The sequence below is a fragment of the Pseudomonas sp. MWU13-2862 genome, assembly GCF_023242495.1.
Lineage (GTDB): Bacteria > Pseudomonadota > Gammaproteobacteria > Pseudomonadales > Pseudomonadaceae > Aquipseudomonas > Aquipseudomonas gingeri_D.
Genome location: NZ_JALMEZ010000004.1, coordinates 316,293 through 340,957 on the forward strand (window position 1 = coordinate 316,293; position 24,665 = coordinate 340,957).

General features: G+C 62.6%; 21 protein-coding genes. 3 read left to right on the forward strand and 18 right to left on the reverse strand.

The genetic code is table 11. The features are described from left to right. The first annotated feature begins 25 nt into the window (after positions 1 to 25). Positions 26 to 469: a hypothetical protein gene (locus M5C56_RS09590; protein WP_103497996.1), complete on the forward strand. Its 444-nt coding sequence runs from the start codon at positions 26 to 28 to the stop codon at positions 467 to 469. 282 nt (positions 470 to 751) lie between these two features. Further along, positions 752 to 1,099: a DUF3077 domain-containing protein gene (locus M5C56_RS09595; RefSeq protein ID WP_247263110.1), complete on the forward strand. Its 348-nt coding sequence runs from the start codon at positions 752 to 754 to the stop codon at positions 1,097 to 1,099. A 68-nt stretch (positions 1,100 to 1,167) separates the two neighbouring features. Here M5C56_RS09595 and M5C56_RS09600 read toward each other — a convergent pair whose 3' ends face one another. Then, complete coding sequence (locus M5C56_RS09600) at positions 1,168 to 2,067, reverse strand: LysR family transcriptional regulator (protein ID WP_103497995.1); 900 nt, start codon at positions 2,065 to 2,067, stop codon at positions 1,168 to 1,170. A 118-nt stretch (positions 2,068 to 2,185) separates the two neighbouring features. Here M5C56_RS09600 and M5C56_RS09605 point away from each other — a divergent pair, with 118 nt between their 5' ends. Continuing rightward, a complete protein-coding gene (locus M5C56_RS09605; protein ID WP_103497994.1) occupies positions 2,186 to 3,463 on the forward strand; it encodes an MFS transporter in 1,278 nt (425 codons plus the stop codon). Here the strand turns inward: M5C56_RS09605 and gspM are convergent. The 17 genes from gspM to M5C56_RS09690 form a co-directional block, all read right to left on the reverse strand. After that, on the reverse strand, positions 3,460 to 3,924 hold the full coding sequence (gene gspM, locus M5C56_RS09610) for a type II secretion system protein GspM (protein WP_103497993.1): 465 nt from the start codon (positions 3,922 to 3,924) through the stop codon (positions 3,460 to 3,462). The genes M5C56_RS09605 and gspM overlap by 4 nt on opposite strands. Next, on the reverse strand, positions 3,921 to 5,024 hold the full coding sequence (gene gspL / locus M5C56_RS09615) for a type II secretion system protein GspL (protein WP_103497992.1): 1,104 nt from the start codon (positions 5,022 to 5,024) through the stop codon (positions 3,921 to 3,923). Before gspL ends, gspM begins: the two co-directional genes overlap by 4 nt. After that, positions 5,021 to 5,881: a type II secretion system protein GspK gene (locus M5C56_RS09620; RefSeq protein WP_103497991.1), complete on the reverse strand. Its 861-nt coding sequence runs from the start codon at positions 5,879 to 5,881 to the stop codon at positions 5,021 to 5,023. Before M5C56_RS09620 ends, gspL begins: the two co-directional genes overlap by 4 nt. Beyond that, positions 5,878 to 6,435 carry a type II secretion system minor pseudopilin GspJ gene (gene gspJ / locus M5C56_RS09625; RefSeq protein ID WP_103497990.1) on the reverse strand — a complete coding sequence of 186 codons (558 nt, stop codon included), beginning with the start codon at positions 6,433 to 6,435 and terminating at the stop codon, positions 5,878 to 5,880. The genes M5C56_RS09620 and gspJ overlap by 4 nt, the downstream gene beginning before the upstream one ends. After that, positions 6,428 to 6,793: a type II secretion system minor pseudopilin GspI gene (gene gspI, locus M5C56_RS09630; RefSeq protein WP_103497989.1), complete on the reverse strand. Its 366-nt coding sequence runs from the start codon at positions 6,791 to 6,793 to the stop codon at positions 6,428 to 6,430. The genes gspJ and gspI overlap by 8 nt, the downstream gene beginning before the upstream one ends. Then, the gene (gene gspH, locus M5C56_RS09635) at positions 6,783 to 7,253 is read right to left on the reverse strand and encodes a type II secretion system minor pseudopilin GspH (RefSeq protein ID WP_103497988.1); all 471 of its coding nucleotides are present in this window, start codon (positions 7,251 to 7,253) and stop codon (positions 6,783 to 6,785) included. Before gspH ends, gspI begins: the two co-directional genes overlap by 11 nt. A 3-nt stretch (positions 7,254 to 7,256) precedes the next feature. Continuing rightward, entirely contained in the window at positions 7,257 to 7,697 is a 441-nt protein-coding gene (gene gspG, locus M5C56_RS09640; RefSeq protein ID WP_103497987.1) for a type II secretion system major pseudopilin GspG, read from the reverse strand. A gap of 4 nt (positions 7,698 to 7,701) precedes the next feature. Next, a complete protein-coding gene (gene gspF, locus M5C56_RS09645; protein WP_103497986.1) occupies positions 7,702 to 8,913 on the reverse strand; it encodes a type II secretion system inner membrane protein GspF in 1,212 nt (403 codons plus the stop codon). A 2-nt stretch (positions 8,914 to 8,915) separates the two neighbouring features. Then, positions 8,916 to 10,379 (reverse strand): type II secretion system ATPase GspE, encoded by a 1,464-nt coding sequence (gene gspE / locus M5C56_RS09650; RefSeq protein ID WP_103497985.1) that lies wholly within the window; start codon positions 10,377 to 10,379, stop codon positions 8,916 to 8,918. Then, positions 10,376 to 12,283: a type II secretion system secretin GspD gene (gene gspD, locus M5C56_RS09655; protein ID WP_103497984.1), complete on the reverse strand. Its 1,908-nt coding sequence runs from the start codon at positions 12,281 to 12,283 to the stop codon at positions 10,376 to 10,378. The genes gspE and gspD overlap by 4 nt, the downstream gene beginning before the upstream one ends. Then, on the reverse strand, positions 12,284 to 12,823 hold the full coding sequence (locus M5C56_RS09660) for a type II secretion system protein N (RefSeq protein ID WP_247263111.1): 540 nt from the start codon (positions 12,821 to 12,823) through the stop codon (positions 12,284 to 12,286). Then, positions 12,820 to 13,314, reverse strand: a complete 495-nt coding sequence (locus tag M5C56_RS09665; RefSeq protein WP_103497983.1) for a cytochrome b/b6 domain-containing protein — start codon at positions 13,312 to 13,314, stop codon at positions 12,820 to 12,822. Before M5C56_RS09665 ends, M5C56_RS09660 begins: the two co-directional genes overlap by 4 nt. Positions 13,315 to 13,400: 86 nt before the next feature. After that, on the reverse strand, positions 13,401 to 14,861 hold the full coding sequence (gene gbpA / locus M5C56_RS09670; RefSeq protein ID WP_103497982.1) for an N-acetylglucosamine-binding protein GbpA: 1,461 nt from the start codon (positions 14,859 to 14,861) through the stop codon (positions 13,401 to 13,403). 661 nt (positions 14,862 to 15,522) lie between these two features. Continuing rightward, positions 15,523 to 16,590, reverse strand: coding sequence for a uroporphyrinogen decarboxylase (gene hemE, locus M5C56_RS09675; RefSeq protein ID WP_121136088.1), 1,068 nt, complete (start codon positions 16,588 to 16,590; stop codon positions 15,523 to 15,525). A gap of 236 nt (positions 16,591 to 16,826) precedes the next feature. Beyond that, a complete protein-coding gene (locus tag M5C56_RS09680) occupies positions 16,827 to 18,245 on the reverse strand; it encodes an FAD-dependent oxidoreductase (protein WP_103495026.1) in 1,419 nt (472 codons plus the stop codon). A gap of 33 nt (positions 18,246 to 18,278) precedes the next feature. Next, positions 18,279 to 22,727, reverse strand: a complete 4,449-nt coding sequence (gene gltB / locus M5C56_RS09685; RefSeq protein ID WP_103495027.1) for a glutamate synthase large subunit — start codon at positions 22,725 to 22,727, stop codon at positions 18,279 to 18,281. A 349-nt stretch (positions 22,728 to 23,076) separates the two neighbouring features. Continuing rightward, positions 23,077 to 24,660, reverse strand: a complete 1,584-nt coding sequence (locus M5C56_RS09690) for an AAA family ATPase (RefSeq protein WP_103495028.1) — start codon at positions 24,658 to 24,660, stop codon at positions 23,077 to 23,079. Positions 24,661 to 24,665 lie beyond the last annotated feature (5 nt).

Below are 24,665 nucleotides of genomic sequence, written 5' to 3' on the forward strand. Positions count from 1 at the left end.
TTTTTAAACCTCTGGAGAAAACGGAATGTCTTCCCTGCTTCGTGCCGCACTTGTCACCCTGGCCCTGCTGACCATGGCCGGCTGTACCAGCAAACCCATCGTCAACCCGAGCCGCACCCTCACCCCGCAGGTCCAGGCCAGCCAGGACGAGGTGAAACAAGCGATTGTCACCGCCCTGACCAAACGGGAGTGGACCGTGCAGCGCGTCAACCCGGGCCAGGTCCAGGCCGAGATCACCGTGCGTGAGAAATTCCACGTCGAGATCGACATCAACTATAGCGCCAGCGGCTACACCATCGCCTACCGCGACAGCAGCGGCATGGGTTACCAGGACGGCAAGATCCACCGGAACTACATCCGCTGGGTGAGCTTTCTGGACCAGGACATCCTCGCCGAACTGCGGGCCCATCATGACCACCCGTCGGCACGTGCGATCGGTGTAGGCGAGGCGCAGCCGCTGTCCCAGTAACGGCGCTTAGTCCCTGCATCGCAAGAGTCTGTGGGAGCGGAGCTTGCCCGCGAAGAGGCCCTTGAGGCCGCTAAAAGCTTCACGGGCAAGCTCCGCTCCCACAATATTCGCGTCGTTCAGTAGACTGGTATTCGACGCTCGATTGCTATGGTGGCTGTGCGTGGGAGACCTTCGGGTCTGCCGAGTCCTATATCCTCGGTCTTGCACACCTGCGCACAGCTGCCACCCTTCTGCGTGCAAGCGATGGGTTGCAGTTCCAATTATTGATATAGGGACTCAACCATGAGCAAAACAACTCCCGCACCACCTGTCCAGGATCCCAACGCCTTCCCTTCTGCCGACCGGTTCAAGGATCAGGCCGCCATCCAGCGTGCTCTTGATCACTATCTGCCCAGCCCAACATCTGCATCGCCGGGCGCTATCCGGCTGCCTAACACCAAATCCGGTCGAAGCTTGGAAGAATCCCTGGTTCACGTCTCCGAGTTGCTGACCTGCGCAGCGGCCACCGCCTACGAATCCGGCGATGGTCTCAGCGGCTCCAAGCGGGCGCTGGCGTTCTCGGCCATGCATCTGGTGGAAATGGCGAAAGCCGAGCTGGATCAGTCATTGGATAATCTGCCGCTGCACTAGACGGTTACACCCTTGTGGCGAGCGGGCTTGCCCGCTCGCCACAGGACCGCGCTCGGCTTCAGACCCCCTTAAGCCTGCGGCACCGCTCGACGCGTCAGCAACTCGATAAACGCCTTGGCCATCGGTGACTTCTGGTCCTTGCGCTGGACCAGCCACACCGCCGACACCGCATCCGGATCAAGCAACGGTCGATAGACCACGCCATCAATCCGAATCCTCTGATAAGACGCCGGCAACACCGACACCCCCAACCCCGCCGCCACCAAGCCGATAATGGTCATCGCCTCCCCCGCCTCCTGGGCAAAGTGCGGGCTGAATCCTGCCTGTCGCGCCAAGGTCAGCAACTGCGCATACAAACCACTGCCATAACTGCGCGGGAAAAACACAAAGGGCTCCAGCGCCAGCTCGGACAAATACATCCCGTCCTCGCTGCCGCCGGCCAAGGGATGCTTGGCACTGAGTACTGCCACCAGCGGCTCATGCATCAACTCCACGACACTCAAGGCCTCCGGCAACGCCAAGGGCCGCATCAAGCCCACCTCGATGGACTCGTCCATCAAACCATCGGCCACCGTCTTGCTGCTCATCTCCCGCAGGTTCAAATGCACCGCCGGAAATGCCTGGCGAAAGGCAAAGATTGCCTGGGGAATTGTCGAGTTGAACGGCGCCGATGAGGTAAACCCGATCTTCAGTTCCCCCAATTCCCCCAACTGCGCCCGCCGCGCCACATCCGCCGCCTTGTCCACCTGCGCCAGCACCAACCGCGCCTCTTGCAGAAACAGGCGACCCGCCTCACTCAACTCGACCCGACGATTGGTCCGGTCGAACAGCCGCGCCCCCAGCTCCTGCTCCAGTGCCTGGATCTGCTGGCTCAACGGCGGCTGGGAAATCCCCAGCACCTCGGCGGCGCGGCCAAAATGCAGTTCTTCGGCCACCGCGATGAAGTAGCGCAAATGCCGCAATTCCATGAATACCTCATCAAGTCGTAAAACCTATCAAACAGGTCGAACAATATATTGGAAAGAATAGTTAGCCAGCTATATGCTTTTTCCATTGCCTGACCGGCTGCTCCCCCCGAGGTCCCCCGTGAAAACTGCTGTCGCTCCCTTCGCCCACGAGATTCCCCCCACTGCGCTGGACGATGTGGTCGCCCAACTCAACGACACCTATATCGAAAAAGGCACTCCGGCGTTTATGCGCACGGTACTGGCGCTGTTCTCCGGCGGCTTCGCGACCTTTGCCCTGTTGTACTGCGTACAGCCGATGATGCCGGTGCTGTCCAAGGAGTACGGGATCAATGCCGCCCAGAGCAGCCTGATCCTCTCCGTGGCCACCGCCCTGCTCGCCATCGGCCTGCTGATCACCGGACCGATCTCCGACAGCCTCGGGCGCAAGCCGGTGATGGTGGTGGCGTTGTTCGGCGCCGCGCTGTTCACCATCCTCGGCGCGTTGATGCCCAACTGGCAGGGCGTGCTGGTGATGCGGGCCCTGGTGGGACTCTCCCTCAGCGGCCTGGCAGCGGTGGGCATGACCTACCTGAGCGAGGAAATTCATCCCAAGCACATCGGTCTGGCGATGGGCTTGTATATCGGCGGCAACGCCATCGGCGGGATGAGCGGGCGACTGATCACCGGCGTGCTGATCGACTTTGTCAGCTGGCATATGGCGATGCTGGTGATCGGTGTCCTGGCGCTGATCGCGGCGACGGTGTTCTGGAAGATCCTGCCGCCGTCGCGTAATTTCCGCGCCAGCCAGTTCAATACCCGCAGCCTGATCGACGGCTTCACCGTGCACTTTCGCGACGCCGGCCTGCCGTGGCTGTTCCTCGAAGGCTTCCTGCTGATGGGCAGCTTCGTCACCCTGTTCAACTACATCGGCTACCGCCTGCTGGCCGATCCTTACAACATGAGCCAGGCATTCGTCGGCTTGCTGTCCATCGTCTACCTGTCGGGCATCTACAGCTCCGCGAAGATCGGCGCCCTGGCCGACAAGCTCGGCCGGCGCAAGGTGCTCTGGGGCATGATCCTGATGATGCTGGTGGGCATCGTCCTGACCCTGGTCACCCCGCTGCCGGTGGTGGTATTCGGCATCCTGCTGTTCACCTTCGGTTTCTTCGGCGCTCACTCGGTGGCCAGTAGCTGGATCGGCCGTCGGGCGCTGAAGGCCAAGGGACAAGCCTCGTCGCTCTATCTGTTCTGCTACTACGTCGGCTCCAGCGTGGCCGGGACCCTGGGCGGGGTGTTCTGGCACTACGGCGGCTGGAACGGCATCGGCCTGTTTATCGGTGCGCTGCTGGTGGTGGCCTTGCTGGTGGCGTTGAAGCTGGCACGGTTGCAGGCGTTGCCGGGTAATGCAACAGCCTAATCAGCACGCCACGCAACCTGCGCCACCAGCAGCTTGTCGCGCTTCTCCAGGCTCAACGACTGCAACACCGCGCCCGATTGCTCGGTCTGGTCCAGCCACTGCAGCAAGGCCAATACATTGCCACTGAGGGTGACCCGCAGTGACTGGCCATCCTGGTCCAGTTGCTGCAACTCCAGCCCTGCCGCCGCCACCGTTTCACTTAGCCGGTTCGACAGGGACCGCGATGGGTTCGAGCGCTGAGCCGTCGGCTGGGCACGCTGTACTTCAGCGGCCAATAACAGACGTTGCTGGTACAGGCGCTCACCCCTTTCCAGACGCTGTTGCGCCGGTTGCCAGCCCCCACTGAACAAACTCACCACCGCCAGGAAAACCCCCAATCCAATCAGCATCCGTCGATCCCGAAGGCCGAGGCCCTGCCACCGTTGCATCAGCGCCGCCGGTACCGCCAATGACCTGATCATCCGTTCTTCTCCTCCAACATCAGCACCGCCTGCACTCGCTCACGGTCCTTGCTGGCGCTGCCCAGCCTGATCGGTAAACCGCTGCCCTGGCCGCGCTCGCGCAAGCGCTCAAGATCGGTGAAGCTGCCGGCCGTCAGCAACAACGTCCAGCCCGAGCTGGCCCGGTATTCGATACGCTGAACCTCAACGCTGCTGCCTCCGATCACCTGTTCGATCAGTTGCACCAGACGGCCCATCTGGCTGCCGGGCTGATCGGTCTGACCCTGCAAGGCCTTGAGCTGGGCCGCCAGATCGACAATCCGGGTTTGCTCGGGATACAAACGCTGGAAGCGCTGCACACTCTGCTCGTACAACTGCCCCGCAGCGCTTTCCAGATAATGGGCACGGGCCAGGGTAAAACCCCAGGACACCGCGAACAGCGCCAACGCCGACAGCACCAGCGTGCCCAATGGCCAACGCGCCCGCACCTGACGAAACTCACCTTGCAGCAAGTCCAGCCCGCGCGAATGACCGGCCACCAGCAACGCCGCGATATCGGCCTGCCGATCAGCGCCCATCCAGCACAACCCATCCGGCAATCGTGATCGCAGTACTTCCAGATCCTCAGGCGACAGCGCAAGTCGGGCCTCGATAGCCCCACCCACCAACCAGCGTCCAGCCCACCAGACGCCATAGGCCTGATCATCCGGCAGCAAGTCCGCATCCACCTTGACGCTTTCCACTTGCAGCCCCGAATCACGCAACAACGCCAGGATCGCCTTGAAGCGCTCCTTGTTGATCGCCAGCAGCGGGTAGCGTGAATCCTTGTCCGCCGCACCGACCGCAAGGTGCAATCCATCCAGCTCCTCGGCCAAGCGCTCCTCGACGGCGTAGGCCAACGCCTGAACCGTGGGCTTGCGTCGACCGGGCCAGGGCTCGCTGCGCAAGCCGCTACAGATTTCCATGGGCAGGATCACCCGCACCGACTGCCCCGACAGAAACGTCGCCGCCTCCGCCAGGGTGACCACGCGGTACTCGCCGCCCGCCTGCCAATAGCCAACCGGCCAGCCGGCGTCACAGCCAGCCAGGCCTTCGGCCGTGAGATAAAGCCAATTGCTCATAACAGGGTTTCACCTTGAGTCGGGGCCAGGAAGCGGCGTTGCAGGACACGCAGGCGAAGGCTGTCGCGAGGCCGCTCCAGATCGCTGACCAGCCGCAGTCGCGCCGCGCCCGCGCCGACCTCGACCGTGACCCGGAACCAGCGGCTGTCGACACCCAGGCCATGGCTGGCAATACCCAACCCATCCAGCCCCGGCGCACGGGTAAATTCATGGGCATCGGCATAACCTTGCGCCGGGCGCTGGGCGACAGCGTCCCGGGCACTGGCCGCCGTCATGCCTTCCAGCGTCGCCAGCAGCGTGGCCGAGGCGGTATTGATGTTCAGCCTGGCCTCGGGCGGCAGCAACGCGACGAAGGGTTGCAGGCGCTGCAAAAGATCCTGGTCGACACCGGGCAACAGGCGCAGCTGGCTGGTGTCGCTGACCTCGGTACCCCGTAGCGACGCCAGGTCGAATGCCGGGATCTCCAGCGCCGCCAGCAACCGGGCCCAGCGCTCCAGGCTGATTTCATCAGCCTTGCCGGGCAGGAGCAGGCGGGTCAGGTTGAACCGCCCGGCCAGGTCTTCGATCTCGATCCGCACCTCGACACCCGGCAGCTCGGACGGCAGCGATGGGCTCGCCCAGGGCTGGGCCAGATGGATGGTCTTCTCCTCAAGCCGATCAGGCTCCTGCAACAACTCCCGCGCCCAACTCTCCGCGGCAATCGCCCACTGACGCAGTTGCACCTGATGAATATGCTGCGCGCTGCTCTGCAGGGCCCGCGTATGACTGCGCAAGAGGCCACCGACCACGAACAGGGCCAGGGTCATGATCAGCAGCACACTGATCAGCGCCACGCCACGCTGGCCGGTGCGGTTCATGAGCCCTCCGGCAACAGGATGACGCGACGGATCTGTTCGAAGCGACCAACGGACAGGGTGATTTCCAACGCTCGCGGATGCACCGGGGAACGGCCCGGCGTCGACGCCCCCTCAGCGCGCCAACCGGCCTTGTCCACATACAGCCGCCACTGCAAGGCACGCACCTCCTTGAGCACCGGCAGCTTGTGAGTCTCGGGCAGATCAAGGCTACGGCGATAACGCCACAAGGTGCCCTCCTCCAGGCGATAGGCAATCTCCTGGCGCTCGCTGCGGGGCTCATCCAGCGGGTTGCGCGCATTGCCGCGCTGCAGGTTCAACTGTCCCCCGCCCAGTGTCACGGCCACGCCTTCTTTGGGGATAGTCGCCTGCATGACATCGCGCTCCAGCACCGCCATCGCCCGCTGCAGGCTGCGCAAGCCCTGCTCGTGCTCATTGACCCGGGCCTGGGTCAGCAGCACGCCTTCGTACAGGCGATAACTGGCCAGGCCGATCAGGCTGAAAATCGCCAGGGCAATCACCAGTTCGACCAGGGTAAAGCCGGCCTGTCTATTCATTCCGGGCCCGCAGCCAGGCATTGGCGTGGTGCAACGGCGGCCCACCATTGCCCAGCCGCACGATAATCTCGACCTTGAGCAAGCGCGGGTCCGAGGTCGGCGTGACAATCTGCTCCAGGCGCCATTCGCGCTGGTCGAAGCGCAGGCTTTGCTGTTGTCGTCCCTTGGCCGGGGGCGCCTGCAGGCGCAGTTCATTCAACTGATTGTCCGCCAGCCAGGTGGCGAACAAACGCTCCTGCAAGGTGCCGCTCTGCTGCACCACGAACTGGCTGGCGGACAGCACGCTGGCCGCCAGCACGGCAAAGATCGCCAGGGCGATCATCACCTCCAGCAAGGTAAACCCCGACTCAGCTTTCATCGATGGCCGGATCACCGAGGCCGTCACCGGACACACTCAACCAGCGCCGCTGCGCGGATTCGTAATGCAGGGTGAAGGCACTCATTTCGTCGCTGCTCAGCACCAGCAATTGCGGCTGGTTCACCCGGTCGCCCAGTTTCAGCGGGCGGCCTTCCAACTCCAGGCGAAAATACAGACCGTCGGGCAAGCGATAGGCCGCCCCCGCCGGGCGCCAGTCGGGCCGCTCGAAGACCATCACCTGATAACCCTCGGCACCGATCCGCAAGCCATATTCCTGGCTGTTGACCACCGCGTACTCACGCAACTGTTGCAGCAGGTGCACCAGGGCACCGGCCTCCTGGCGCGCCTGACGCACCGGGCTGGGGTTCATGCTCACGGCGATCATGCCGGCCAGCACGCCGATCACCACCATGGACACCAGCAACTCCAGCAGGGTGAAACCACGGGAACGTGTGGGCATGGATCAATCACTCCAGTTGCCGATATCGGCGGCAAACTCTTCGCCGCCGGACACGCCGTCGGCACCAAAGGAATACAGGTCATAACCCTTGGTCCGGGTGCCCGGGCTCAGGTACTGGTAAGGCGTGCCCCAGGGATCCACCGGCAGGCTTTTCAAGTAGCCCTGGGGGTTCCAGTTCCGCGGTTCAGGCACGCCCAGCGGCCGTTTGACCAGCGCCTCGAGGCCCTGCTGGGTCGAGGGGTACTGGAAATTGTCGAGGCGGTACATTTCCAGCGCGGTGCCGACAGCCTTGATATCGGCCCGGGCCGCGGTGACCTTGGCCTGGTCCGGACGACTCATGAACTGCGGCAGCACCATCGCGCCGAGTACACCGATAATCACCACCACGACCATGATTTCGATCAGGGTGAAACCACCTTGTCGCTGTGTTCCAGAGGTTTTCATAAGATCAGTTCACCAGTTGGTTGAGGCTAAGAATCGGCAACAGAATCGCCATGACGATCAACAGCACGATGACGCCCATCAGCACCAGCATCGCCGGCTCGAACAGGCTCACCACCAGGGCGATCCGCGCCGCGAGGGTTTTCTCCTGCTGTTCGGCGGCGCGGGCGAGCATGCGGTCGAGCTCGCCCGCGCGCTCGCCGCTGGCGATCATGTGCAGCATCAGCGGCGGGATATCGCCGCTGCGCTCCAGGCCACGGGTCAGGGTGCCGCCCTCGCGCACCGAGCGCGCGACCTCGCCCATGCGCGCGCGAATCGGCAGGTTGCCGATCACCGCCGCGGCGATTTCCAGGGCGTCCACCAGGGGCACGGCGCTCTTGCCGAGCAGCGCCAGGGTGCTGGCGAAACGGGACGCTTCCATCGCCTTGAGGACTCCGCCGATCAGCGGCGCCCGCAACAACCAGGCATGCCAGCGCCAGCGCACGGCGGGCCGCGCCAGCACCCAGCGCACCAGCAAGGCCAACGCCACCAGCCCGACCAGCAGCAGCCAGCCGTAACGCTGCAGGCCGCTGCTCAGGGCAATCAGGCCCTGGGTCAGCAGGGGCAGGGCCTGGCCATTGTTGATAAAAACCTTCACCACATCCGGTACCACATAGCCGAGCAATCCAGCGACGATGGCCAGCGAGGCAAACAGCAGGATCATCGGATAGACCAGCGCCATCTGGATCTTCTGCCGGGCCTGCTGGCGGGCCTCGGTGTACTCGGCCAGTTGTTCGAGCACCGGGCCCAGGTGTCCGGAGCGTTCGCCGGCGGCGATGCTCGCGCGGAACATGTCCGGGAACGCCTTGGGGAAACCGGCGAGCGCCGAAGCCAGGTCATAACCTTCCATGACTCGGCTACGCAGCGCCGCCAACAGGTTGCTGACCCGACGTTTTTCGCTCTGCGCCGCCACCGCCCGCAACGCCTCTTCCAGGGGCAGGCCGGCCTGGATCAGGGTCGAGAGTTGCAACGTCAGCAAGGCCAGTTCACTGGCTTTCAAGCCGGCCGAACGATGGGCGCCGTTGCCCGCACCCGTCTGGCCGCGAGCACTTTTCAGCTGCGTGGGCAACAGGCCGCGCTCACGCAGCAACTGGCGGGCATGGCGCGGGCTGTCGGCTTCCTGCTGACCGCGACAGCGCCGACCGTTGGCATCCTGGGCCTGGTAATCGAACGTCGGCATCCTCAGTCCTCCTGGGTCACGCGCAGCAGTTCATCGAGACTGGTGCTGCCTTCGAGAACCAGCCGCTGGCCATCCTGGAACAGGCTGCGCGAGGCCGTCCGGGCTTCACGGACCAGCTCGGGCTCACTGGCGCCGTTGTGGATAAGTACCGCCAGGGCCGGGGTGATGCCGATCAGTTCGTAGAGCCCGATACGACCGCGATAGCCTTGCTGGCAGTGCTCGCAGCCCGTGGCCCGGAACAGCCTCGGCGGATGGTTCGAGTCGACACCCAGGCGCCGGCAGGCGGCCGCATCCGCCACATAGGCGCTCCGGCACTCGCGGCACAGGGTACGGACCAGGCGCTGGGCCAGCACCCCGACCAGGGACGAGGCCAGCAGATAGGCATCCACGCCCATGTCCAGCAACCGCGTGACCGCGCCCACCGCGCTGTTGGTGTGCAGGGTCGACAGCACCAGGTGCCCGGTCAGCGAAGCCTGCACGGCGATCTCGGCGGTTTCGCGGTCGCGGATCTCACCGACCATGACCACGTCCGGGTCCTGGCGCAGGATCGCCCGCAAACCCCGGGCAAAGGTCATCTCGACCTTGGGATTGACCGGCGTCTGGCCGATGCCCGGCAGGTGATACTCGATGGGGTCTTCGACGGTGAGGATATTGCGGGTCTGGTCGTTGAGGCTGCTCAGCGCCGCGTAGAGGCTGGTGGTCTTGCCCGAGCCGGTGGGGCCGGTGACCAGGAAAATGCCGTGGGGTTTGCCGAGAATATGCCGGAAGCGCTCCAGGGTCTGCGGCGGCATGCCCAGGCGTTGCAGGTCGAGACGTCCGGCCTGTTTGTCCAGCAGGCGCAGGACCACCCGTTCGCCATGGGCCGAGGGCAAGGTGGAAACCCGCACATCGACTTCGTGCCCGGCCAGCCGCAGGGCAATCCGTCCGTCCTGGGGCACGCGCTTCTCGGCGATGTCCAGCCGGGCCATGACCTTGATCCGCGACACCAGCAGGTTGGCCAGCTCGCGCCTTGGCTTGAGCACTTCACGCAGTTGCCCGTCGATGCGCATGCGCACCGACAGGCTGTGCTCGAAGGTCTCCAGGTGCACATCCGAGGCTTTCTCGCGCACCGCTTCGCCGAGCAGCGCGTTGATCAGCCGGATGATCGGCGCGTCGCCTTCCTGTTCCAGCAGGTCGGCGGTCTGCGGCAGTTGCTCGGCCAGGCTCATCAGGTCGAGTTCATCGTCCAGGCCCTGGGCCACCTGCTGCGCGGCGCTATGGCCATCGCTGTAGGCCGCCGCAAGGTGGGCGGCGAATACCGGCTCGTCGAGCACTTGCAACGGCAGTACGCCGGCGATCAGGCGGCGGGCTTCGGACACGGCGGTCAACGGTGTGTCGGCACGAATCGACAGGCACGCGCCCGCGCCTTGCGGTTCCAGCAAGACCCCGTAGCGGCGGGCAAAGCCGAACGGCAGGCGCGGCTTCATGGTGCCCCGACCTTCTGCCGTCGCAGGTCTATCGCCGGCTCGCTGCCAGAACCATCGAACAGTTCCCGGGCCTCGCGCGGCAACAGCAGTGAGTTGCTCTTCCCATCGGCGGGTTGACTGAGCTGGCGCAAGCTGTTGTAGCGCTGCTCGCTGACTTCGGAGATATCCTCTTTGGAGCGGACGATGGTCGGCCGCAGGAATACCATCAGGTTGGTTTTTTCATGCTTTTCGCTGTTCCAGCGAAACAACGCCCCCAGGTAGGGGATATCCCGCAGCAGCGGCACACCGCTTTCCTGGACACGGACGCTGTCCTTGATCAGCCCGCCGATCACGATGATCTCGCCGTCATCGGCGAGGATGGTGCTTTTCAGGGTGCGCTTGTTGGTGATCAGGTCACCGGGAACCACCGTATTCGGGGCGAGTTCGGAGTTTTCCTGTTCGACCTGCAGACGCAGGGTCGCCCCTTCGTTGATATGCGGGCGGACCTTCAGCTTGATCCCGATATCATGGCGCGTGACCGTATTGAAGGGCCGCTCGGTATCCGTACCGGTCTGGTAGGAACCGCTCTGGAACGGCACGTTCTGACCCACCAGGATCTCCGCCTCCTGGTTGTCCAGGGTCAACAGACTGGGGGTGGAGAGCACGTTGTTGTGGGAATTGCTCGCCAGGGCGGACACCAGCATGCCGAAGCGGTCGTTGCCGATGCGCAACACGGCACCATCGGGCAGCTTGGCTTCGGTGCCCTTGAAATCCGATACGGGAATATGGGTTCCGGCAAAGACGACCCCGCCCTGGGCACTCCCGGTATTGGCGCCCCACTGCACACCCAGGGCCTCGTTGATATCGCCGGAAATCTCGACAATGGCCGCATGGATCAACACCTGCGAACGCGGCTGGTCGAGTTGGCGAACAATGTTTTCCAGGGTGCGGATCTGGCTCGGCTCGGCGATCAGCACCAGGGCGTTCTGGCTTTCATCGGCCTTGACCAGGGCCTTGGCGGCAGCCGCGTCCCGGCTGGCGGCAGCGCCGGCTTCCTGAGCAAGTCCCTGGCCCATGGCCTCGAGCACCTCGGCCAGTTGCTTGGCATCGCTGTGACGCAGACGGATCACCCGTGCATTGTCGGTAACGGCCGCCGACGGGGTATCGAGGGAGCGGGCCAGGTCAGCCAGGCGCTTGCGTACGTCCTGGGTGCCGATGATCACCAAACGGTTGTTGCGCGAATCGGCGATGACCTGGCTCCCCGACTCAGCGCCTTGCCGCCCCAGGGATTGCTCCATCATCCGCGCCAGCTCATTCGCCAGCCCGTGACGCAACTGGATGACCTCATGGGCATTCTTCTGCCCCAGGTCCAACTGCCGGACGATCTTCGCGATACGGCGGACGTTGGCCGCGCTATCGGTGATGACCAGGGCATTGGCCGACGCCGACGGGCCGACATAACCGTTGACCGAGACCAGTGGCCGCACCAGCCCGGCGATATCCGCCGCGACGCTGCTGCCCAGCGCCACCACCTCGGTGACGAACTGGCCGCCCTGGGCGCTGGCACTGTCGGCACTGCTGGCGCGGGTGCGGGCATCGGCCACAGGGGCAATAAGAATGCGGTCGCCTTCGTCGATCACCGTGAAGTTATGCGCGTCGAGCACCGAATAGAACAACCGGCGTACCCCTTCACGGTCCAGGGCCTGCTCGGAGAGGACGGTGATCCGCCCCTGCACCCGGGGGTCAAGGACCACCGTGGTGCCGAGAATCGAGGACATTTCCCGCACCACGTCGCGCAACTCGGCATCGTTCATCGCCAGTTGCCATTGCGGCTCATCGGCCAGTGCGCCCGACGCCAGCAGCAGGCTGACGATCAGGCTCAAGAGCTTCAGGCAGCACCGGCCGGACTCGAAAAATCTGTTCATTTACTCACTCTGACGCGGCGTGGCCGTCGGTCGCAGATAAAGGGAAGAAGTCGGGGCGACGGCGTCAGGAACGGGCCCCTTGAGCACCTGCAAGGTGGTACGGCCCGGCGGATCCAGGGCCAACAGCTCCTCGCGACCATTGCGCCAGAGCACCACCCGGCCGCCCTCGATCCGGCGCAGGACGCTGCCGCCCGGCAGGCTTTCACCCACCCGGTAGATCCGCTGGCCCTCGGCCCCCGCCAACAGCGCACGGGAGTCGCCCGTGCTGGAGACAAAGCTGGCCCGCAACTTCAAGGGCTCGGCACTGCGGGCCAAGGCCCCCTGGGCGGCCAGCCCCATCACCGTGGCAACGGCGGCATGATTGAGCGGCGCACGTTCGGCAGGCGCGGCTCGGTTGTTGGCCTGCTCGGTGGGTAACGTCGGCAATGTCTGACGGAAGACCCGCTCGCCCCACAACGACAGCGCGGCATAACCCAGCGGCAACGCACATAGCGCCAGGCTCAGGACACCCATTCGGTCCTTGAAGGTTCGCGCACTCACCACAGCATCCGCCTGAGTATTCGATGACCGGAAACTTCATGGCGGATAACCGCGCCAATATGCAAAACCACCAAGACCGCCAGAACAACGCAGGAAATATCGTGGATTTTTTTGAAAACAGCGATGAGCCCGACACTTTCAACCGGTGCGGGTATCAAGAAAAGATCAAATAGATTGATGGCCCGGTCCATCATCATGACTCCGGTTGCCAATACGATGGCGGTCACCAGATAAATAACTTTATGAACCCAAAAAGCCGTCCACTGCGCAAGTGTTCGGTCAGTCTGTCCTCTCGAAAAAAAAGAAAGAAAAACCCTGATAATAAAAAACGGAATAAACAGCGCCGTGAGAGACACATTAAAAGAACCTACGACCGCTTTAAGCGCCGGCGAAGTACTCAAAAAGGCCATATAAAAGCCACTGATCAGCGCCCATAAAATAACGACGGCTGACAACCAGTGAAGAAAAATTTGCGTTCTAGAGTAAAACAATTTCGCTCACCCAAAACCCGGTAACAATATCGCCCATAAACCGAATACGCCGGGCTGCCCAGCAGCCCGGCGCTGAACGCCAGGGGTTATTTAGCGATCCAGGCATCCGTCCAGCTTGATCCGACACCGGGTACATAGTGATGGCTGTCGATCTTGCACCAGTCACCTACGGGGAGCGGCTTGCATTCGTAGACGTTACCGTCCCTGGACAAGACCTTGGTCCCGGGCTGATAACTTGCAATACCTTGCGGATATTTGAAGTCGTAATCCTGGCTGCCACCCTCACCGCCGAGCTCCACGGACACCAGGTCCTGGCGGGTGGTACGACCGTCTTCAGTCACGCCGACCAGCTTGAGTTCATGGGTACCCGGCTCGCTGCTCACGTCCACGTTCAGCCAGGTGCTACCGGCCTCCACCCACTGCGTCATAACGCCTACCGGCTTGTTGGCCGCATCGAAGACCGTGGCCTCGAGGTTCATTTTCCGGTTCGTGAGTACCGGGAAAGGCATCGCCAACCGTCCTTCCTTGAGTTCAAGGTTGGTCGCGACGGCGGAGATCCTCATGCTGGCCTCGGCGTCTTCCTGCATCTGCACTTCGAGTTCGAAGCGATTCACACCGCTTTCGGCCTTGGCGAACAGGTTGTTCACACCCTTGATCGGCGTGATGGCGCCCTCTTCACCACGGACACCGGCACGGACCAGCGTCTGGGTCTGGTTGACCGTCTCGGCCAGCTTGAACGCCCAGTTCTCCGGTTTGCCTTCTTCGTTATCGGCGATGGTGATTTCAGTGCTGTAGGCCGCGCTTTCACCCTCACCGGTCATGGCGCGGGCCTTGACCTTGTCGCCGGCCAACAGGGCCTGGGTCGGTGTGATATTACCGACGGTTTTCCAACCATCCGGCGCCTGTTCCTCGGCCACGATATTCACGTCGACCACGTTGTGGAACGCGCCGCCGGTGTCAGCCACGGTCCACATGCCGAGGATCACGTGATACCCGCTCTTGTCGGCAGGAATCTCGCACGGGTGCTTCTCGCGAGCTGGCCCGTCACTGCCCTGAGGCTGATCGGTGGGCAACCGCCCGCCCGCATCCACGGAGCAGAACGGAGTCAGGTCGAACGAAGCGCGTGTCAGGGCCTGGTTGGCGTTCCAACCGTTCCTTGTGATGAAGTACTCATACTTGGTCGCCGGGTGAGTGGCCCTGTAGTACCAGTCAAAGTTGATCGTACGGTCCGTGATTTCGGTCTTGTACCAGCGGCTCGCCGACTGGATATCCAAGGGCGAGAACAACGCGATCCCACCACTGGCGATCTTGCCGTCAGCCACCCCGCCATTGGGGAAACCCTTGGTGGTTTCACCGACGCTTTGCGGCTCGTACTGCGCTTGACCGCAGTCATTGTTCAAGCCCTTCTGGCAGGCAAACGCCCGGGACGGCGGATCATTCAGATAACCGTGCGCGGCGACATGCTGTGAGGCGACCAGGGTCGCGATCACCGCCAGGGAAGAGACACACCCCGACGCCTTGCCAAGTGCCGACATCTTTCTTTTCATGCGATTCAACTCCAGACTTATCCTGTTTATCGGGTTGCCGGACATCCCTCCAAGATGAACGACTCCCTTTCTACTTCCATCGGTGTTCAATCAATCCGAGCCGCCGTCCTGACTGCAAAGATCAACCGCGAAAGTTCCACGCCCCACCGGCGTCACTTCTTGGGTTTCTTACAAAAACCATTCTTACAAAGACATCCTCGTCCGCCGGACAAACGCCAGCGCCGTATAAACGATTACATTCAAAAATATTGACTATCAGAAATCTGGAGTCTTGAGTGCCGCTCCACACATTGAATGTCGGAGTACGCATTGTACGAACTTACATTTTTTTATATGTAGGAAAGATCCCATGAAGACGCGCGACAGCTCTGCACTTCACTTATTCACACGAGCGCCTCGATTTTGCCTAAGATTCTGTAACTAGACGCGACAAACCTTGAAGACATAGAACAAATGTCTCCGTATTAACGTTCAGAAAAAGAATACTCCGACATCTCATGGAAGAAGACGGTATGGCATTTTGACAATCCGACCAGATGTCCGGATGGCGATCCGAATATATGACGCCGAATGAACCGGTAGCATCAGGAAAAGCAAAAACGCGAAGGACTAAACGCAAAAACCCCGCCGAGGCGGGGTCATTGAGAAAACGCGGGGAAGATCAGCGATGGTACTGCGCGGAGAACTCGTGCACCGCGTTGATAAACGCACCGGCATGTTCCGGGTCGACTTCCGGCGTGATGCCGTGGCCGAGGTTGAACACATGGCCGGAACCTTCACCGTAGCTGGCGAGAATACGCGCCACTTCGGTACGGATGGCCTCGGGCTTGGCGTAGAGCACGGTCGGGTCCATATTGCCCTGCAGGGCGACCTGGTGACCGACGCGACGACGGGCTTCGCCCAAATCGCAGGTCCAGTCCAGGCCCAGGGCATCGGCCCCTGCCTCGGCGATGCTTTCCAGCCACAGGCCGCCGTTCTTGGTGAACAGGATCACCGGCACCTTGCGCCCTTCGTGCTCGCGGATCAGGCCGCTGACGATCTTGCGCATATAGGCCAGGGAGAACTCCTGGTAGGCCGCTGCCGAGAGGTTGCCGCCCCAGGTGTCGAAAATCTGCACGGCCTGGGCCCCGGCGAGGATCTGGCCGTTGAGGTAGGAAGTGACCGACTGCGCCAGCTTGTCCAGCAGCAGGTGCATGGCCTGTGGGTTGTCGTAGAGCATGGCCTTGGTCTTGCGGAAGTCTTTCGACGAACCGCCTTCGACCATGTAGGTGGCCAGGGTCCAGGGGCTGCCGGAGAAACCGATCAGCGGCACGCGGCCATTGAGTTCGCGGCGAATGGTGCTGACCGCGTCCATGACATAACCCAGGTCCTTCTGCGGATCGGGGATCGGCAGGGCCTCGATATCGGCCAGGGTGCTGACGACTTTTCTGAAGCGCGGGCCTTCACCGGTTTCGAAGTACAGGCCCTGGCCCATGGCGTCGGGAATGGTCAGGATGTCGGAGAAGAGGATCGCGGCGTCCAGGCCCGGATAACGGTCCAGGGGCTGCATTGTGACTTCGCAGGCGAACGACGGGTTCATGCACAGGCTCATGAAGTCGCCGGCCTTGGCGCGGCTGGCGCGGTATTCCGGCAGGTAGCGACCGGCCTGGCGCATCATCCACACAGGAGTGACGTCCACGGGTTGCTTGAGCAGGGCACGCAGGAAACGGTCGTTCTTCAGGGCAGTCATGTCGGCATCCGGAGAAAAAGTGCGGGCATTTTCTCAGAGCGCGACGCAAAAGGCACGGCAAGAGCCGTGCCTTTTGTCTATCGGGTCAATTTGTCGCGGGCATCAGGCGATGCGCCCCCCTGTAGGAGCGAGCTTGCTCGCGATGGTGGCTCAGGCGCCGCGGGGCATCAGGTGCCCCGCGTCATCGTTGACGTCCATCGCGAGCAAGCTCGCTCCTACAGTGGGTCAGGTACCGATCAGAGACCGAGGTAGTCGAGGATCCCTTCGGCGGCATTGCGCCCTTCGAAGATCGCCGTCACCACCAGGTCGGAACCGCGCACCATATCGCCACCGGCAAAAATCTTCGGATTGCTGGTCTGGTGCTTGAACTGGGCCTGCTCCGGAGCCACCACGCGGCCCTGGCTGTCGGTCTCGATGCTGAACTGCTCGAACCATGGCGCCGGGCTCGGACGGAAACCGAAGGCGATGACCACGGCGTCGGCCGGGATGATCTCCTCGGAGCCCGGGATCGGCTCTGGGCTGCGACGGCCACGGGCGTCCGGTTCGCCGAGACGGGTCTCGACCACCTTCACGCCTTCGACCTTGTCTTCACCGACAATCGCGATCGGCTGGCGGTTGTAGAGGAACTTCACGCCTTCTTCCTTGGCGTTCTTCACCTCTTTGCGCGAACCGGGCATGTTCGCCTCGTCACGACGATAGGCACAGGTCACCGACTTGGCGCCCTGGCGGATCGAGGTGCGGTTGCAGTCCATCGCCGTATCGCCACCACCCAGTACCACGACCTTCTTGCCCTTCATGTCGACGAAATCTTCCGGCGACTTTTCAAAGCCCAGGTTGCGGTTGACGTTGGCGATGAGGAAATCGAGGGCGTCGTAGACGCCCGGCAGATCCTCACCGGCAAAGCCGCCCTTCATGTAGGTGTAGGTGCCCATGCCCATGAACACGGCATCGTATTCGGCGAGCAGTTGCTCCATGGTCACATCCTTGCCCACCTCGGTGTTGAGGCGAAACTCGATGCCCATGCCGCTGAAGACTTCGCGACGATTGCTCAGCACGGTCTTTTCCAGCTTGAACTCGGGGATGCCGAAGGTCAGCAGACCGCCGATTTCCGGGTTCTTGTCGAACACCACCGGGGTCACCCCGCCGCGCACCAGCACGTCGGCGCAGCCCAGGCCCGCCGGGCCCGCACCGATGATCGCGACCCGCTTGCCGGTCGGCTTGACCTTGGACATGTCTGGACGCCAGCCCATGGCGAACGCGGTGTCGGTGATGTACTTCTCCACCGAACCGATGGTCACCGCGCCAAAACCGTCGTTGAGGGTGCAGGCACCCTCGCACAGACGATCCTGCGGGCACACCCGGCCGCAGACTTCCGGCAGGGTGTTGGTCTGGTGGGACAGCTCGGCGGCGGCGAGGATATTGCCCTCGGCCACCAGCTTCAGCCAGTTGGGAATGAAGTTGTGCACCGGGCACTTCCATTCGCAATACGGGTTGCCGCAACCCAGGCAGCGGTGGGCCTGGTCGGCCGACTGCTGGGGTTTGAAGGGTTCGTAGATCTCCACGAACTCTTTCTTGCGCTGACGCAACAGTTTCTTCTTCGGATCCTTGCGCCCGACATCGATGAACTGGAAGTCGTTACTCAGACGTTCAGCCATTACAAAAACCTCATCAAACTCTTCAGGCGCATATCACTGCGGGTTCGCACGGATGCTGGAAAGCAACGATTTCAGGTTGGCAGCCTTGGGCTTGACCAGCCAGAAACGACGCAGGTAATCATCAAGGTTTTCAGCGAGGTTGCGACCCCATTCGCTGTTGGTTTCCTCGACGTATTCGTCCAGCACATGCTGCAAGTGGTTGCGATAGGATTCCATCGCTTCGCCGCTGATCCGCTGGATCTCGACCAACTCGTGGTTGACCTTGTCGACGAAGGTGTTGTCCTGGTCGAGCACGTAGGCGAAACCGCCGGTCATGCCCGAACCGAAGTTGTAGCCCGTCTTGCCCAGAACCGCGACAAAGCCACCGGTCATGTATTCGCAGCAGTGGTCGCCCGTGCCTTCGACCACGGTGTGGGCACCGGAGTTACGCACCGCGAAACGCTCACCCGCCGTACCCGCCGCAAACAGCTTGCCGCCGGTTGCGCCGTACAGGCAGGTGTTGCCGATGATGGCACTGTCTTGAGTCTTGTAGATGCTGCCTTTAGGCGGAACGATCACCAGCTTGCCGCCGGTCATGCCCTTGCCCACGTAGTCGTTGGCGTCACCTTCCAGGTACATGTGCAGGCCACCGGCGTTCCACACGCCGAAGCTCTGACCCGCCGTCCCTTTGAAACGGAAGGTGATCGGTGCCTTGGCCATGCCCTGGTTGCCGTGACGACGGGCGACCTCACCGGAAATCCGCGCGCCGATGGAACGGTCGCAGTTGCAGATATCCAGGGAGAAGTCCGCGCCGCTCAAGTCGTTGATCGCCGGCAGGGCCATCTCGACCATCTTCTCGGCCAGCAGGCCCTTGTCGAAGGGCGGGTTGCGCTCGACCTGGCAGAACTGCGGCTTGTCCGCCGGGATGTGATCGCTGCCCAGCAGCGGCGTCAGGTCCAGGTGGTTCTGCTTGGCGGTTTCGCCTTTGAGGATTTCCAGCAGATCGGTACGCCCGATCAGTTCCTCAAGGGTACGTACGCCGAGCTTGGCCAGCCACTCACGGGTTTCTTCGGCGACGTAGGTGAAGAAGTTCACCACCATGTCGACGGTACCGATGTAGTGGTCCTTGCGCAGCTTCTCGTTCTGGGTCGCAACGCCGGTGGCGCAGTTGTTCAGGTGGCAGATACGCAGGTACTTGCAGCCCAGGGCGATCATCGGCGCGGTGCCGAAGCCGAAGCTTTCGGCGCCAAGGATGGCCGCCTTGATCACGTCGAGGCCGGTTTTCAGGCCGCCGTCGGTCTGCACCCGGATCTTGCCGCGCAGGTCGTTGCCACGCAGGGTCTGGTGGGTTTCGGCCAGGCCGAGTTCCCACGGAGCACCGGCGTATTTGATCGAGGTCAGCGGTGAGGCACCGGTGCCGCCGTCATAACCGGAAATGGTGATCAGGTCGGCATAGGCTTTCGCCACACCGGCGGCGATGGTGCCGACGCCGGCTTCCGCCACCAGTTTCACCGAGACCAGCGCCTTCGGGTTGACCTGTTTCAGGTCGAAGATCAGCTGCGACAAGTCCTCGATGGAGTAGATGTCGTGGTGCGGCGGAGGCGAGATCAGGGTCACGCCGGGTACCGCATAACGCAGCTTGGCGATCAGGCCGTTGACCTTGCCGCCGGGCAGTTGCCCGCCTTCGCCGGGCTTGGCGCCCTGGGCCACCTTGATCTGCAGCACTTCGGCGTTGACCAGGTATTCCGGGGTCACACCGAAACGGCCGGTGGCCACCTGCTTGATCTTCGAGCTCTTGATGGTGCCGTAACGTGCCGGGTCTTCACCCCCTTCGCCGGAGTTGGAACGCGCACCGAGGCGGTTCATGGCTTCGGCCAGGGCTTCGTGGGCTTCCGGCGACAGGGCGCCGAGGGAAATCCCCGCCGAGTCGAAGCGCTTGAGGATCGACTCCAGCGGTTCGATTTCGCTGATCGCCAACGGCGTCTCCAGGGTTTTCACCTGGAACAGGTCGCGGATCATCGACACCGGACGGTTGTCCACCAACGCGGTGTATTCCTTGAACTTGGCATAGTCGCCCTGCTGCACGGCGGCTTGCAGGGTGCTGACCACGTCCGGGTTGTAGGCATGGTATTCGCCACCGTAGACGAACTTCAGCAGGCCGCCTTGCTGGATCGGCTTGCGCGCGCTCCAGGCTTCGCCGGCCAGCAGTTTCTGTTCGGCTTCGAGGTCGACGAAACGCGCGCCCTTGATCCGGCTCGGCACACCACGGAAGCTCAGGTTGACCACTTCCTCGGCCAGGCCGATGGCTTCGAACAGTTGCGCACCACGGTAGGACGCGATGGTGGAAATCCCCATTTTCGAGAGGATCTTCAACAGGCCCTTGGTGATGCCCTTACGGTAGTTCTTGAACACTTCGTAGAGATCGCCCAGCACTTCGCCGGTACGGATCAGGTCGCCCAGCACTTCATAGGCCAGGAACGGATAGACCGCCGACGCACCGAAGCCGATCAGCACGGCAAAGTGGTGCGGGTCGCGCGCGGTGGCGGTTTCCACAAGGATGTTGCTGTCGCAGCGCAGGCCTTTCTCGGTCAGGCGGTGGTGCACGGCACCGGTCGCCAGGGACGCGTGCACCGGCAACTTGCCCGGGGCGATATGGCGGTCGCTGAGGACGATCTGGGTCCGCCCGGCGCGCACGGCTTCTTCAGCCTGGTCGGCGATGTTGCGCACCGCCGCTTCCAGCCCGACGCTCTCGTCGTAGTTCAGGTCGATGACCTGGCGAGCGAAACCCGGACGCTCGAGGTTCATCAGCGAGCGCCACTTGGCCGGGGAGATCACCGGCGAGCTGAGGATCACCCGCGAGGCGTGTTCCGGCGACTCTTCGAAGATGTTGCGCTCGGCACCGAGGCAGATCTCCAGCGACATGACGATGGCTTCACGCAGCGGGTCGATCGGCGGGTTGGTCACCTGGGCGAACTGCTGGCGGAAATAGTCGTACGGCGTGCGCACGCGCTGGGACAGCACCGCCATCGGCGTGTCGTCGCCCATGGAGCCGACCGCCTCGTAGCCCTGCTCGCCCAACGGACGCAGCACCTGATCGCGCTCTTCGAACGTGACCTGGTACATCTTCATGTACTGCTTGAGCTGCTCGACGTTGTAGAACGCCGAACCATGGTCGTTGTCTTCCATGGTCGCCTGGATACGCAGGGCGTGTTTACGCAGCCACTGCTTGTACGGGTGGCGCGACTTCAGGCGGTTGTCGATGGCATCGGTATCGAGGATCTGGCCGGTTTCGGTGTCCACGGCAAAGATCTGCCCAGGACCGACACGACCCTTGGCAATCACGTCTTCCGGCTGGTAGTTCCACACGCCGATTTCCGACGCCAGGGTGATATAGCCGTTCTTGGTGGTCACCCAACGGGCCGGACGCAGGCCGTTGCGGTCGAGCAGGCAGACCGCGTGACGACCTTCGGTCATCACCACGCCCGCCGGGCCGTCCCACGGTTCCATGTGCATGGAGTTGAATTCATAGAACGCGCGCAGGTCGGCGTCCATGGTGTCGACGTTCTGCCACGCAGGCGGAATCAGCATCCGCACGCCACGGAACAGGTCGATACCGCCGGTCACCATCAGCTCAAGCATGTTGTCCATGCTCGAGGAGTCGGAACCGACACGGTTGACCAGCGGGCCCAACTCGTCGAGATCGGGGATCAGGTCGTTGGCGAACTTGGTGCGCCGGGCCTGAGCCCAGTTGCGGTTGCCGGTGATGGTGTTGATCTCGCCGTTGTGCGCCAGGAAGCGGAACGGTTGCGCCAACGGCCATTTCGGCAGGGTGTTGGTGGAAAAGCGCTGGTGGAACACGCAGATCGCGGTTTTCAGGTTCGGGTCGCTGAGGTCCGGATAGAAGGCGGTGAGGTCCGCCGGCATCATCAGGCCTTTGTAGATGATGGTCTTGTGGGAAAAGCTGCAGATGTAGTGATCGGTGTCGGCGGCATTGGCCACCGACGAGCGACGACGGGCACTGAACAGCTTGATGGCGAAGGCCTGGTCACTCAGGCCCTCGCCGCCGATGAACACCTGCTCGATCTGCGGCAGACGCTCCAGGGCCAGGCGGCCGAGGACGCTGGTATCGATCGGCACCTTGCGCCAGCCCACCAGTTGCAGGCCGGCCGCGAGGATTTCGCGATTCATGTGTTCGCGGGCGGCTTCGGCTTTGACCGGGTCCTGGTTGAAGAACACCATGCCCACCGCATATTGCTTGGGCAAATCGCTACCGAATGTCGCTTTGGCGACAGTGCGCAGGAACTGGTCCGGCTTCTGGATCAGAAGGCCGCAACCGTCACCGGTCTTGCCGTCGGCGTTGATCCCACCGCGGTGGGTCATGCAGGTCAGGGCCTCAATGGCCGTCTGCAACAGGTGATGACTGGGTTCGCCCTGCATATGGGCAATCAGGCCGAAACCACAGTTATCCTTGAATTCATCTGGTTGGTACAGACCTGCTTTCATAGACACTTTCTCACCAGGCTGCCTCTTTATCGAGGCAAATTTCTTTTCAATTCAACCGCTTACCATCCACGCCGAACGTACGCCGGCTTTGCAGGGGCAAAAGGGAGGTCATTGTACACACCGACATTCACGCTCACAAATTTAGCGACGAAATGTCGAAAATTCATGTCGCATTTATGAAAGGTTTAAAGCGATATCTCGTGCTAGTCAAAACATTTTTGAATTTTGACCGTGACGACTCAAACCCACTGTGACGCAGACACCACAAGGCACGCGGCTTTGGAAGCAGCATGCCCTTGCGGAAATTTTGAGGTGCCGGGAAGGCGGCCTGGATAAGGCCGCCGATTCTTCAGCGAGTTGTGGCCAGGTCCTGTTGGACGCTGGCGACAGTACGAGGCCAAGGTTTACCAGCCTGAACCTTCGCTGGCAAGGCCTTGATGGCGCTGACGGCCGCATCGCGGCTGCCGAAGCTGCCGTAGGTGATCACGTAAAGCGGCTTGCCGTTAAGCACTTTCTTGAAATAACGGTACTCGCCGCCCTGTTCCTTGACGAAATTCTGCGCGGTGGTCTCGGAACTGGTGCCGAGGATCTGCACCACATAGTTGCCCGGCGCCTGGCCGGTGTACCAGCTGTGGCCGGTCGCGGCGGCCTTGGCTACCACGGCTGGCTTCTCAACGGCCTTCTCCGGCGCCTTGGCGACCGGCTTGGGCACCGGAACCGGGGTCTGGGCCGGTTTGGCGGCCGCTGCCTGGGCCGGCACCGGTTTGGCTACCGGAGTCGGTGTCGGGCCTGCTGGCACGCCGACAGGCGGCGCGGTGGTGGTGACGGTCGGCGGCTTGGCCGGACCACCGTCAACCGGAGGCGCGATGCCATCATCGCCTTCAATACTGCCACCCGCCGCTTCAGCCAGCGGACCGCGCATCACCGGCTGCGACTGGCCGACCAACGGTAGCGGCATCGGCTGCGAATTGCCGGCGAATTCCACCGTCGGATTACCCGAGGCGTTCGGTTTCGGCGCCTGCCCCAATGGCAGCTGCGCCTGCTCGCTGGCGGTTGTGCCGGCGGTGGCCGGCGCCTTGTTGCGACCCGGAATCATCCAGGCCGCCGCGACGGCAACCACCACCACGGCGGACAACGCCAATACCTGCTTCTTAGGCATCTTGAACCCCATACTTGGACGCTTCACCGCGGAGCGGCTGGCGATCATCGCTTCGATCATGGCGTCACGGGCGACCTGGTTGATGTTGCCAGGCCAACCTTCGGCGCTTTCGTGAATCTCAGTGATCTGCTCAGCGGAAAAAAGTTCGATTCCCTGACCCGCGCCATCAAGACGCTGGGCCAGGTATTCACGTGTTTCTTCTTCGGTGTAGGGCTGCAATTCGATCACGTGGAAGCGTTCTTCCTCCGCGCCGTGCTGCTCCAGCGCCGCGATCAGCGACGATTCACCGAACAGGAAGACATGCGGGCGACCTTCCGGCGCGCCGGCCGCCAGGGCCAGCAGGGCCTCGACAGCGGAGTCGTCGAGCGACTCGGCATCGTCCACCAGCAGGTAGACTTCCTGGCCGGTCAGCGCCAGTTGCACCACCTGCTTGAGGATCTCCTGGATCTCGGCCTGGGCGACACTCAGCGCCTGGGCGATCTGGCGCAGCACACCGCCTGCGTCGCCGGCACCGCGCGCGGAAACCACCACGCTTTGTACCGACTGTTTGTTGGTACTCGCCACCAGCGCCTGGCGCAGCAGGGTCTTGCCGCTGCCCTGGGGGCCGGTGACCACCAGCAGCAACTGGCTGTAGCGGGCCAGGTGGTGCAATTGCCCGAGCACCGGCTTGCGCTGGGCGGGGAAGAATTTGAAGCCAGGCACCCGGGGAGCGAAAGGGTCGTGACTTAACTGGTAATGGCCGAGGAAAGCCTCGTCGGCATGCAAACTGGTCATCGGAA